At 59.8% G+C, this 12,048-nt stretch carries 12 protein-coding genes and 1 tRNA gene; 6 read left to right on the forward strand and 7 right to left on the reverse strand.

Annotated elements, in window-relative coordinates; genetic code table 11:
• Window positions 1-348: 348 nt before the first annotated feature.
• Window positions 349-1,290: a DMT family transporter gene (locus ACP7AP_RS07215; RefSeq protein WP_426033527.1), complete on the forward strand. Its 942-nt coding sequence runs from the start codon at window positions 349-351 to the stop codon at window positions 1,288-1,290.
• On the opposite strand, the gene ACP7AP_RS07220 is transcribed toward ACP7AP_RS07215, so the two are convergent.
• The 3 genes from ACP7AP_RS07220 to ACP7AP_RS07230 all read right to left on the reverse strand — a co-directional run bounded on the left by ACP7AP_RS07220 (window position 1,261) and on the right by ACP7AP_RS07230 (window position 3,523).
• A complete protein-coding gene (locus tag ACP7AP_RS07220) occupies window positions 1,261-2,007 on the reverse strand; it encodes a hypothetical protein (protein WP_426033528.1) in 747 nt (248 codons plus the stop codon). The genes ACP7AP_RS07215 and ACP7AP_RS07220 overlap by 30 nt on opposite strands.
• Before the next feature lie 72 nt (window positions 2,008-2,079).
• Window positions 2,080-3,414 (reverse strand): trigger factor, encoded by a 1,335-nt coding sequence (tig, locus tag ACP7AP_RS07225; RefSeq protein WP_426033529.1) that lies wholly within the window; start codon window positions 3,412-3,414, stop codon window positions 2,080-2,082.
• A gap of 24 nt (window positions 3,415-3,438) precedes the next feature.
• A tRNA-Leu gene (locus tag ACP7AP_RS07230) sits at window positions 3,439-3,523 on the reverse strand.
• Window positions 3,524-3,730: 207 nt separating this feature from the next.
• Between ACP7AP_RS07230 and ACP7AP_RS07235 the strand changes: the two genes are divergently transcribed.
• Window positions 3,731-4,204, forward strand: a complete 474-nt coding sequence (locus ACP7AP_RS07235) for a Hint domain-containing protein (RefSeq protein WP_426033530.1) — start codon at window positions 3,731-3,733, stop codon at window positions 4,202-4,204.
• Between the two features lie 63 nt (window positions 4,205-4,267).
• On the opposite strand, the gene ACP7AP_RS07240 is transcribed toward ACP7AP_RS07235, so the two are convergent.
• Window positions 4,268-5,908, reverse strand: a complete 1,641-nt coding sequence (locus ACP7AP_RS07240; protein WP_426033531.1) for an NAD(P)H-hydrate dehydratase — start codon at window positions 5,906-5,908, stop codon at window positions 4,268-4,270.
• A 184-nt stretch (window positions 5,909-6,092) separates the two neighbouring features.
• Here ACP7AP_RS07240 and ACP7AP_RS07245 point away from each other — a divergent pair, with 184 nt between their 5' ends.
• From ACP7AP_RS07245 to ACP7AP_RS07255, 3 genes are all read left to right on the forward strand, one after another.
• The gene (locus tag ACP7AP_RS07245) at window positions 6,093-6,431 is read left to right on the forward strand and encodes a P-II family nitrogen regulator (RefSeq protein ID WP_054008596.1); all 339 of its coding nucleotides are present in this window, start codon (window positions 6,093-6,095) and stop codon (window positions 6,429-6,431) included.
• Between the two features lie 76 nt (window positions 6,432-6,507).
• On the forward strand, window positions 6,508-7,917 hold the full coding sequence (glnA, locus tag ACP7AP_RS07250) for a type I glutamate--ammonia ligase (RefSeq protein ID WP_304924823.1): 1,410 nt from the start codon (window positions 6,508-6,510) through the stop codon (window positions 7,915-7,917).
• A gap of 212 nt (window positions 7,918-8,129) precedes the next feature.
• Window positions 8,130-8,960 (forward strand): hypothetical protein, encoded by an 831-nt coding sequence (locus ACP7AP_RS07255; protein ID WP_426033532.1) that lies wholly within the window; start codon window positions 8,130-8,132, stop codon window positions 8,958-8,960.
• Window positions 8,961-8,963: 3 nt separating this feature from the next.
• On the opposite strand, the gene ACP7AP_RS07260 is transcribed toward ACP7AP_RS07255, so the two are convergent.
• Both ACP7AP_RS07260 and ACP7AP_RS07265 read right to left on the reverse strand, forming a co-directional pair.
• The gene (locus ACP7AP_RS07260) at window positions 8,964-9,587 is read right to left on the reverse strand and encodes a heme-dependent oxidative N-demethylase family protein (RefSeq protein ID WP_426033533.1); all 624 of its coding nucleotides are present in this window, start codon (window positions 9,585-9,587) and stop codon (window positions 8,964-8,966) included.
• 9 nt (window positions 9,588-9,596) lie between these two features.
• The gene (locus tag ACP7AP_RS07265; protein ID WP_426033534.1) at window positions 9,597-9,755 is read right to left on the reverse strand and encodes a hypothetical protein; all 159 of its coding nucleotides are present in this window, start codon (window positions 9,753-9,755) and stop codon (window positions 9,597-9,599) included.
• A 133-nt stretch (window positions 9,756-9,888) separates the two neighbouring features.
• On the opposite strand from ACP7AP_RS07265, the gene dddP reads away from it, so the two are divergent.
• The gene (gene dddP, locus ACP7AP_RS07270; RefSeq protein ID WP_426033535.1) at window positions 9,889-11,229 is read left to right on the forward strand and encodes a dimethylsulfonioproprionate lyase DddP; all 1,341 of its coding nucleotides are present in this window, start codon (window positions 9,889-9,891) and stop codon (window positions 11,227-11,229) included.
• A 130-nt stretch (window positions 11,230-11,359) separates the two neighbouring features.
• On the opposite strand, the gene ACP7AP_RS07275 is transcribed toward dddP, so the two are convergent.
• Entirely contained in the window at window positions 11,360-11,995 is a 636-nt protein-coding gene (locus ACP7AP_RS07275; protein WP_426033536.1) for a CDGSH iron-sulfur domain-containing protein, read from the reverse strand.
• Between the last annotated feature and the right edge of the window lie 53 nt (window positions 11,996-12,048).

Below are 12,048 nucleotides of genomic sequence, written 5' to 3' on the forward strand. Positions count from 1 at the left end.
GTTAGGTTCCTGCAATCCTAACATCATGACCAGCGAGCCGGACAGCTAGCGAAACGGATCCTAGCCGACAGTCGCGAGGCTTGCCGGACAACATCAATTCAATCAAACACCGCGCCCAAGCTGGCGTTCCTGATCCGCGCAATCACACAGGATCGCCCCGAGAAATTGCGCGACACCTACGCGGTGGCGTTGGCCTCGGGGCCGCGTTGGGGGGAACGGATCGCGGCGCGCTTAAAGCGTATGCCCGAGACTGCGGTTTTACTGGCTGGGGTTTAAGCCCACCGCTTTTGATCAAACCATGTCGCGAATCGAACAGCCCGGAGGCCCGCCCGCCCCTAGCTTGTGCACATGGCCCATAAAACCACCTCTCTCGGTACCATCTACCTAATCGCCGGAATCTCGGTGTTTTCGGTGCAAGACCTGATCCTGAAGCTGATCTCCGGCGGCTATCCGTTGTATCAGGCCATGCTGATCCGCGGTTTCACCTCGATCCCGTTCCTGCTCGCCTTCGCGCATTTTGATGGCGGCATCCGCACCCTGTTCACCCCAGGTGCGCCGAAGATGATCCTGCGCGGGCTGGTGATGTTTCTTGCCTATTTCAGCTTCTACATCGCGCTCGCGGGCCTGCCGCTGCCAACCACCGTGGCGCTGTATTATTCCGGGCCGCTGTTCATCACCGTACTGTCGGTGCTGTTCCTCTCCGAGAAAGTCAGCGCCGCCGCTTGGGCTGCTGTCCTCACCGGATTTCTTGGCGTGATCATAATGGTGCGCCCCGGATCAGCCCTGTTCGATTGGGCCGCCCTGCTACCGATCCTGTCCGGCCTGACCTATGGCATCTCGATGATCACCGCCCGCAAGATGGGTGACACCCAGACCGCCGCCGCGCTGGCGTTCTGGGGCAATGCGGTGTTCTTAAGCTGCGCCGGACTGATGGCGCTGTATTACCACGACGGCAGCCATACCGTCACCAGCCACCCCAGCCTTGCTTTCCTCACCCGAGGCTGGATCAACCCCAATGCACACGATCTCACCCTGATGATGACCTGCGGCGTGGTCGCGGCGATGGGGCTGTGGCTTTTGACCCAAGCCTACCGCATCGCGGCGGCCTCGGTTGTGGCACCATTCGAATACCTCGGCCTGATCTGGTCGGTGCTCTGGGGCTGGCTGTTCTGGCGCGACTGGCCGGATGCCCAAGGCTGGCTGGGCATCGGCATCATCGCAGGCGCGGGGCTGTTCGTGCTGTTGCAAGAGCGGCGTAGATCACCCCAAAGCACCGAAGCGGTAGTGTAGCGCGCCGACATGGCCCGCCAATTTCGCCGATTTGCCCCACTGCCCCAGCAAATCCTCCCACCGCAGCGGCACGAAGCTGACGGTATCGCCCGCCACCAGCTTGGCAAACTGCGCAACTTCGCGGCGGTGCAGCGCGATACGCTTGGGGTCCACCGGCTTGCCCGAGGCCCAAGTGGCAGGCTCGGCATAAAGATACACCAGCACGCCGCCAACCGCCCGCTTCTCCGCCCGCGTCAAAATCGCATAAGCCGATTTGATCAGTTGCACCGCGTCCAAAGTCTGAAACCCGGCCTCGCCCGCCACCATATCATCGCGCAGCTTGGTGAAGCGCGGCAACTTTTCAACCCAAACCGGGCGATCAAAAATTTCGGCAAAGCCATTGGCCTTCATCGGGCGAAACGGTTCATAGCGCCGCGCTTCAATGCCGATCAAGGTCGTGTGGGTTTCAATCGCCACATCCAGCCAAGGATGCCGCCCGCCGGTCCACGGAAACCGCATCTCTGATTCCAACGTCACTGACGCCACCTGCCCCGCAGGCACCCCCGGCAAAGGTGGCAGATCCTGCGCGCGGTTCAGAAACCAACCAAACGCGTTGGCGGTCAAAGCGCTGGAAGATTCCGGCCCATCCATCTTGCCGGTATTGACCTCATGCCCCGGCGAGCGCTTAAGGCACTCCAGGATGCCATCCACGGGCAGATCGGGCAAGAATTCGGGCATCAGGGTCTCCAGTTCAGATAGAAAAGGGCCGCCCCAATGGAGCGGCCCGGTATGCTTAACAGAAGTCTAAGCTTACATCTCGTCCAAAGCTTCGATGAACTTTTGTAGCTCTTCTTTGCTGACTTCTTTCTCGGTCACTTTCGCGCTTGCGACGATGTGATCGACAACCTTGTCTTCAAAGATCGGCGCGCGCAGCTGCTGCTGCATGTTCGGGTTCTTCTGCACGAACTCGAAATACTGCCGCTCTTGCCCCGGATATTGACGCGCCTGCGCCAGCACAGCCTGAGTCATCTCAGCATCCGACACCGTGACTTCGGCTTTGCGGCCGATTTCAGCCAGCACCAGACCCAGACGCACGCGACGCTCGGCCAGTTTCTTGTGCTCGTCGGTGGTCTCAACCGAGCCGTGGTTATGATCATGCACTTCCGGGTTTTCTTCATGCCACAGCTGATGCGCAATCTGATTGGCTTCGGCATCGACCAAAGCGGGCGGCAGGTCGAACTTCACCAGACCGTCGAGTTGATCCAGCAACGAACGCTTCAGCACAGCGCGGGCTGCACCTTTGTATTCGGCTTCCAGACGCTCGGAGATCTGACCCTTCAGGGCAGCCAGATCTTCTGCGCCAAATTTCTTCGCCAATTCATCGTCCAGCTCAGCCGCTTTGGCCTCGCGCACGACTTTGATGGTGCAAGCAAACACCGCTTCTTTGCCAGCCAGATGCGCCGCACCATATTCTGCGGGGAAGGTCACGGTGACGGTGACATCTTCGCCAGCTTTGGTGCCGATCAGTTGGTCTTCAAAGCCCGGTATGAACGAGTTTGAGCCCAGAACCAGCGGGTAATCTTCGCCAGCGCCGCCTTCGAACGCCACGCCATCGACCGCACCTTTGAAGTCGATCACAACCTGATCGCCTGATTTGGCCTTTTTGGCCTTCGGTTTGTCTTCAAAGTTCTGCGCGGTGGCCGCAAGGTTCTTCAAAGCTTCCTCAACCGAGGCTTCATCGGCTTTCACCGACAAACGGTCCAGCGTGATTTGCGACGCATCCAGTTCCGGGATCGGCGGAAGGGCCTCATAGGCCATCTCGACCACAACGTCCTGACCTTCTTTCCAGGTCTCGCCACCGACCATTTTCACGTCGGGCTGCAAGGCCGGGCGGTCGCCGGTTGCCTCAAAATGCGACTTCATTGCGCCATCAATGGCGTCCTGCATGGCATCGCCCATCAGGCGCTGGCCGAATTGCTTTTTCAGGATCGCCAGCGGCACTTTGCCTTTGCGAAAACCCTTGATTTCGACCTCGGGCTGCGCCTCAAGGAGTTTTTCCTGAACTTTGGCTTCCAACTCGGCGGCGGACACCGTGATGGTGTAGGCGCGCTTCAAGCCGTCTTTCAGGGTTTCGGTGACCTGCATGTGTCCGTCCTTCTCATCAAGCTTTGGTGCGGGTAGAGGGACTTGAACCCCCACGCCTTGCGGCGCCAGAACCTAAATCTGGTGCGTCTGCCAATTTCGCCATACCCGCGTATGTCAACAAAGCGCACACCCGCCCAAAGGACGAGAGATGCGCCTTGAAATCCGCGCCCTTCTAACAAAGCCGCGCGCGGGAAGCGAGAGGAAAAGTGAAGCGGTGGTTTGCCGCGAAATTCGCTGAAAAGTCAGGGGAACACCGCAATCTCGCCCCATTTGGCGGTAAGTTTACCCTAAGCGCTCAAGCGCCGGAGGAGTGCCAATGACCATCCACGCCAAACTGACCGCCGCCAAACCCAATCTGGGCCTTGATCATGGTCTGGCGATCGGCACTCCGGTGCTGAGCTTGGATGGCATGATGCCCGTCGAATATCTGCACCCCGGCGACCGGGTGATCACCCGCACCGGCGCGCGCAAGCTGGTGGCGATTGAGGTGACATTGGTGCAAAACGCCCGCGTGGTGCGGATTGCACATGGCGTTCTGGGCAAGGATCGTCCCAATGAGGATATGATCGTCACCCCAGATCAGCCCATCCTGATCCGCGATTGGCGCGCGAAAGCCCTGACGGGGGCTACGGTCGCGCTGATTCCTGCAGCGCATCTTGTCGATGGCGAATACATCCGCGCCGAGGTGATGCCCGAACTCCGCCTCTACACCCTGCGCTTTGAAGAAGACGTGGTGATCTACGCAGGCGATCTGGAACTGGCCTGCACGGTTGCGCGCGTGGCCACCTGATCGGAATTCGCGCGAATTCCGGCACGATTTTCGCGCGAAAATCGACGCGAGGCCAGCGACGCACTAAACCCCTAACGCCCGAAACACCTTCGGCAACTCCTCCGCCAGATCCTCGGCAATCAACCCCGGCCCAAAGCAGCGCGCGCATTCGACATGCAGCCAAGCCGCCGTCTCCGCCGCCTGCATCGGCTGAAATCCCCGCGCCAGAAGCCCGGTGATAAACCCCGCCAGCACATCACCTGATCCCGCCGTAGCGAGCCAAGGTGCGCTGCGCTCATACACCGCCGCGTTGATCGAACAACGCCCATCCGGCGAGGCAATCACCGTATCCGCCCCCTTATAGAGCACCACACACCCCGCCCGTGCCGCCGCCTCGCGCGTCGCATCGACCTTGGAATAGGCAGGACATGTGATTGCCGGGGCCGCCAGCTTTTCTGCAATATCCGGGAATAACCGCGCAAACTCGCCCGCGTGGGGAGTCAGCACACAGCCCCCGTGCAGCAACGCAAACAGCCCCCCATCCCGCGAGATCAACGTCAGCGCATCCGCATCCAACACCAACCGCAATCCCTGCGCCGCTCCGGCCTTGAGCCGGAGCCTCGAAGTTTCCAGCGCCACCCGCACCCAATCCGCCGCCCGCGCACCCAGCCCCATCCCCGGCCCCAGACACAACGCATTGATCCGCACATCCGCCAAAACCTCCGCCAGCCCCGTCGCATCCGCCATGGGCAGCAGCATCACCGCATCGAGCCGCGCCGCATTCTCAGCCAACGCCCCCGGCGGCGAGGCCACCGTCACCAGCCCCGCCCCGATCCGCAAAGCCGCCCGCGCCGCCATCCGCGCGGCCCCGGCATGACCGTGATCGCCCGAGACGATCAGAGCGTGGCCGTGAGAAAATTTGTGAGTTGAACCATGCCTCGCGTGCTTGTGGGCAACGCCTTTGTCGATCTCGACTTGCTCGAATACTACATACTTTCGCAACCCCCGCTTCGGCGGAGAAACATCGTATAGATTTGCCAGTGCCCGCCTGCTGCCATCCCACCAATACAAACCAATATCTGCGATCACGACCTTACCGCAAAACTCGGGGCCTTGGCCTATCACATGACCGATCTTTTTTGAGGCAAATGTCACGGTCAGATCGGCGTAAATTGCACCGTCTTTACCTTCCAGATTCAACAGCACAATCCCACTGTCGAGGCAGAGACCACTTGGGCAGTCTATTGCGCAGACATGCTGGTCAGCATGTAAATGTAACGCGAGGTGCGCGACAACTGGGCTCAGTCTCTCGTCAAACCCTCGCGTCAACCCTAAGCCGAAAAGAGCGTCGACAACTAGGTTCGCGTCCCACGTATCCACATCAACCGTAAGCCCCCGCACCTCCCCCACCTCACACCACCGCTCATAATTCACCCGCGCATCAGGCGGCCGCTTCCCCGCGTCGCCATACAAATACACCTCCACCGCCCACCCGCGCCCAGCCAACAGCCGCGCCACCACAAACCCATCGCCGCCATTATTCCCCGGCCCGCACAGCACCACCGCGCGCTGTGCGGTCAGTGCCATCTCCGGCCATTCCTCCAGCACCGCAGCCACCACGCCTGCCCCGGCCCGCTCCATCAGCTCCAGCCCGGTCACAGCCCCCGAGGCAATCGCCGCCGCCTCAACCGCCCGCATCTGCGCCGCCGTCAGCACTTCGCTCATTTCATAACCTTTTCGTTCACAAACCGCCCATACATCACGCATATCGCCTATATTTTAATCATCATCACGTTTTTCCAACCGCAACCGCGCCCCGCCTATTCCTACAGAATTGAAGCCCCCGCAGGGAAGTGATCACTACCGATAGGACCAAATTTTGCGTGTAAAAAGACTTGGGGAGCAGGCCATGAAGAAAATCGAGGCAATCATCAAACCGTTCAAACTGGACGAGGTGAAGGAAGCCCTTCAGGAAGCCGGTATTCAGGGCCTGTCGGTCACCGAAGTCAAAGGCTTTGGCCGTCAGAAAGGCCACACCGAACTGTATCGCGGCGCGGAATATGTTGTCGATTTCCTGCCGAAAGTGAAAATCGAAGTCGTGTTGACCGATGATATGGTCGATGTCGCGATTGCCGCCATCATTGCAGCCGCCCGCACCGACAAGATCGGCGATGGCAAGATTTTCGTAAGCCCTGTCGAGCAGGCCATCCGTATCCGCACTGGCGAAACCGGCGACGACGCGATCTAAGCCAGTCGCGATCCAAACAACCCGGCAGGCCAACACCTGCCGCCACTTTCAACCCGAAACCCCGAAAGGCAGCATGATGAGCGCAGTTGCGAAAGCTCTGAAACTGATCAAGGACGAGGAAATCGAGTATCTCGATATCCGCTTCACCGATCCCAAAGGCAAACTTCAGCACGTCACTTTGGTCACTGACCTGGTGGATGAAGACTTCTTCGAGGAAGGCTTCATGTTCGACGGCTCGTCGATTGCGGGCTGGAAGTCGATTGATCAATCCGACATGAAACTGATGCCGGATGCGACCTCGATCTATATCGACCCGTTCTACGCCGAAAAGACCCTGTGCATCCACTGCGACGTGGTCGAGCCGGACACGAATGAGGCCTATGATCGTTGCCCGCGCCAGATCGCCAAGAAAGCCGAAGCTTTCATGAAGTCGTCCGGCATCGGCGAGACCGCCTATTTCGGTCCCGAAGCTGAATTCTTCATCTTCGACGACGTGCGCTATTCGGTGACGCCGCGCAAGGTTTCCTATGAAATCGACGCCGAGGCTGCGGCTTGGAACACCGACACCGTGACCGAAGGCGGCAACTACGGCCACCGCGCCGGTCATAAAGGCGGCTACTTCCCGGTCAACCCAGTTGATGAGGCGCAAGATCTGCGCGGCGAGATGCTGTCGACGATGAAGCGCATCGGCATCCGGGTGGACAAGCACCACCACGAGGTTGCCACCTGTCAGCATGAACTTGGCATGATCTTTGGTGGTCTGGTCGAGCAAGCCGACAACATCCAGAAATATAAGTATGTGATCCACAACGTGGCCCACGCCTACGGCAAAACGGTCACTTTCATGCCGAAACCGATGAAGGGCGATAACGGCTCGGGGATGCACGTCAACATGTCGATCTGGAAAGACGGCAAGCCGTTGTTCGCAGGCGACAAATACGCAGACCTGTCGCAGGAAGCTCTGTGGTTCATCGGCGGCATCATCAAACATGCCAAGGCGCTGAACGCGCTGACCAATCCGTCGACCAACAGCTACAAACGCCTGATCCCCGGCTTTGAAGCCCCGGTTCTGCTGGCATACTCCGCCCGCAACCGCTCGGGTGCGGTCCGTATTCCGTGGACCGAATCGCCGAAAGCCAAACGCGTGGAAGCCCGCTTCCCCGATCCGGCAGCCAACCCTTATCTCGCCTTCGCGGGTCTGCTGATGGCTGGCCTTGACGGCATCCGCAACAAAATCGACCCGGGTCCTGCTTCGGACAAAGATCTTTATGATCTGCCGCCCGAAGAACTCGCCGTGATCCCGACTGTGTGCGGATCGTTGCGTGAAGCGTTGGAAGAACTCGACAAGGATATGGATTTTCTGCTGGCGGGTGACGTGTTCACCCGTCCGATGCTGGAAGCCTATATGGGTCTGAAGTGGGAAGAGGTTTACGCCTACGAACACACGCCGCACCCGATCGAATATCAAATGTATTACTCCTGCTAAGCGCAGAACAGTGCAGAACTGCAAAGGCCGCCTTCGGGCGGCCTTTCGCATTTCCAGCCTAAGCGTGAACAATCTCATTGCCACGGCAAGATTGGAATTAAGGCAGAAACAGCGCTCAACTTCCGGTTAATAACTTGTAAACGCCGCAATGCCTTCCAGATGCAGGCACAATCTGCGGGCAACACTGTGCAACCACTGATGGAGGTCACGCGATGAAGGTTCATCCCGACATACAGTTCAGTACGATTGCCGAGTTGTTGTTTCTACAATCGCCCAACCTGAACTTTGCCCGTTTGGTGGCTGATCTGGATGCCGTGCTGGCGCGGTTCCACGATAAGGATCGCCAGCTGACATGGAATTGCGAAGATCTGGCGAGTTTCGATATGCCCGGCACCCGCATTGTGCTGGCAACCAGCGACGCGCCGCGCCCCGGTATCGCCGCGTCGTTAACGTTGTCAGTCGGCCCGTCACACCTGCCACCACGTCTGAACGCGCATCCACAGCGTCGCCATGCCCCGGTGCGCCATGAGGCTTTGTGCTCGAAATTGATCGAGCGCGTGCAGGCCCGGCTGAACCCTGATGCGGTCTATTGGCATGAATGGGCGCATCCGGTGACCGCCGAGGTGATCGACTCGCTGGCCTATGCGCAGCCGAAATCCAGCCAGCGTGCCGACCCGGATCACCCGATCTTCACCCTGCTGGATGAGGGCAATGTCGATGCGGTGTATCAGCGTGGCTTCCAGCCCAGCAACGACCGCCCGGATATTCCGCGGCCGCGCGATCCCGAACTGTCGCGGTTGCGGCTGGCGCTTTATCCCACCGAGCAGGCGGTGCCGCCCTATCTGATCTCACCACAAATGCGGCTTGCCGCCCATACGATGAACGCCACCCTGATCATGGTGGCGCTGCCGGTGGGGGCGGCGATGCTGACCTATTCGGTGCTGCGCGGCGAAAACATGCGGCTGACTTCGGCGGCGCTGGTTGCGACAGGGATCGCCTCACATCTGTTGCAAGGCCCGGTGATCTCGGCCTTGGTTGGCTGAAGCCTAGTTCGCACGCTGCATCACCCCCAAAGCGCCGAGCGCAGCATGGTCGCTCGGCGTAAGGCTGTCCAAACGCACCTGATAAGTGTGAATACTGAACACCACCGCCCCAGTCTGCGGCAAACGCAGCAAACATTGCCGCTCTGCGCGCATGTAAGCGCCTGCGCGCGCGGTGGGGTGGCGATAACTCTCCCGCCGGGGATGAAACAACGCCGGGCTTTCGTAGATGTGAAAATTCATCCGCCAGAGCGGCTGTTCGGGCCGGATCGCATCGAACAGCCTTTGCACCCGGCGTGCCAGATCCTCGGCGTAGCTTTCCACCGGGATATGTATCCCCAGCATCGACCGCCCCAGCTTTTCGGCTAAAGTCCAACTCGCCGGAAAGCACAACACCGCCGCCGTCAGCGCATGCTCCGCGCTCACCCGCTGCATCAGGCACAAATCTTCCTGCACCAACCGCCCCAATGTCAGCAGCGGGCGGTCACGGTCCAGCGCCACCAATACCCCATCTGGCCGCCGCACTGCCGTCGCGCCAACCTCAAACCCCGCCGTGCTGCGCAGCTTGCCCAACACCCGGTCATACAACTCCAAAGCTGCAGGCAGCGCCGCCTCTGGCAAAGCATGCACCAGATCGGGCTACTCAGAAATTAACCGATCCCGCTCCGCCATCTGTGCGGCATACGCATCGCAAACCGCAATCCAACTGTCATCGGCGATCGGCTGTATCCCCGGCACTCGCAGATTGCGCGGATCAAGCCAAGGCTGCAGCGGCAGTTTTGCGTTCAATATTGCCATAGGCCAAACCTAGCCGCGGCGAAGTGATAAACGCAAGCCCCAGCCATTTGCGACAACCCACGTCGCGCCCAGCAAAGCCCGCGCACCCTCACCTGCCACCTTACCCACAGCCAATCCCGCTTTGGAGAGCCCAATGTCCTACGCCGAAACCCGCCGCAAAATCGACCCCGCGCGCGGTGACCGTTTGGGCGATGGCACGCCGAATGACAATGACCGGGTGGAAATCGGCCCAACCCAACTGGCGTTTGGCGAATGGGCCAAGGCGGGCCTGCAACTGCCAAACCTTGCCAATATGCGCGAATTTCGCTGGACGCGCCTTGTCGCCTCCCTCAATGCCCGTGATTATGGCGGCATCCTGATGTTTGATCCGCTGAACATCCGATACGCTACCGACACCACCAATATGCAGCTGTGGAACAGCCACAATCCGTTCCGCGCCTGCCTGATCTGCGCCGATGGTCATATGGTGGTTTGGGAATACAAACAGGCGCCGTTCTTGGTGAACTTCAACCCCCTCGTCAAAGAGCTCCGCTCCGGCGCCTCGTTCTTCTACAACGTCTGCGGTGATAAAGTCGCCGAAGATGCCACCTCTTTCGCCGCCCAAGTGACCGAGGTGATGCGCGCCCATGCAGGCACAAACCGCCGCCTCGCCGTCGATAAAATCATGATCAATGGCTTGCGCGCGCTTGAACGCGCCGGGTTTGAGGTGATGGAGGGCGAAGAGGTTACCGAGCGCACCCGCGCTATCAAAGGCCCCGACGAAATACTCGCGATGAAATGCGCCCATCACGCCTGCGAATCCGCGATTGCCGAGATGGAAACCGCCACCCGTACAGGCGTACCACTCGGCCATATGTCTGAAGATGACATCTGGGCCGAACTGCACAAAGGCAACATCCGCCGCGGCGGCGAATGGATCGAAACCCGCTTGCTCGCCTCGGGTCCCCGCACCAATCCGTGGTTCCAAGAATGTGGTCCGCGCATCGTGTCCAACAATGAAATCGTCGCCTTTGACACCGATCTGATCGGCTCTTACGGCATCTGCATCGACATTTCCCGCACCTGGTGGATCGGCGACAAAGCCCCGCGCGCCGATATGATCTCGGCGATGGGTCATGCGATGGATCATATCCACCAGAACATGCAGATGCTGAAACCCGGCGTCACCATCCGCGAGCTGACCCATGGCGGCCATAAACTAGGGCCGCAATATCAGCGCCAAAAATACTCCTGCAAAATGCACGGCGTCGGCCTCTGCGACGAATGGCCCTTCGTGCCCTACCCCGATGCCCATGTCGACGGTGCGTTCGAGGTCGCCTTGCAGCCCGGCATGACGCTGTGCGTCGAGGCTTTGGTCTCCCCCGAAGGCGGCGATTTCTCGATCAAGCTGGAAGATCAGGTGCTGATCACCGAAACCGGGTTTGAGAACCTGACGAAATACCCGTTCGATGCCGCCCTGATGGGTCAAGCCTGAAACGGCGGTTTGGCGGTCCTGTGGATGCCTCCGGCGGGAGTATTTTTGCCAAGATGAATGTGTGGAACGGCAATCATTTCACATTGGGCCAAATACTCCCGCCGGAGGCGCTTTCTTGCTGATCTAAAGCCTACTCTGCCACAAACGTCGCCGCCTTATGACTGCCGTCGCAATAGGGTTTGTTCGCCGAATGACCGCAGCGGCAGAAAAACGCCTGCGTCACCCGGTTTACCGTATGCCCGGTGCCCGAGACCACTTCCAGATTGCCCACAACTTTCAGCGGCCCGTTCGGCAAAGGCTGCACATCCACGACGCCATCGCGCAAAGCCAAAGCGGCCGATTCCTTCACCGCTGGCTCTCCGGTAGCGGTAAACTTCGCCGCTGTATGACTGCCATCGCAAAACGGCTTGGTGGCCGAAGCGCCACAGCGGCACAAGGTGGCGCGCGGGCTTTCCAGCGTCACGCCGCGCAACAGGATCGAAGCCTCCAGTGCCAGCGGCCCATTCTCGCGCACCCGCAGAGTGTTGACCACGGGCGGCGCATCCGAGCCCACCGCCGCGTCATTGCGCAGCACCCGGATCGCCCCCGAAGGGCAATTCTGCCCAAGCCGAATAACCTCTGCCGCCGAGGCAGCATCGGGATAAATCCACTCGCCCTGCACATTCGGCACAAACACCTCAGGATGGCTTAGCACGCAGTTGCGCGAATGTACGCAGCGCTTGCCGTCAAACACGATCGTCACTTCGCGTCCAGCTATCGTCTCCATCCTCAGTCCCTCCGTTTTGGCAAGTTGGCTTAGATCAGTCTGCCACAGCCAGC

It is taken from the genome of Cypionkella sp. TWP1-2-1b2 (assembly GCF_049896245.1).
Lineage (GTDB): Bacteria > Pseudomonadota > Alphaproteobacteria > Rhodobacterales > Rhodobacteraceae > Cypionkella.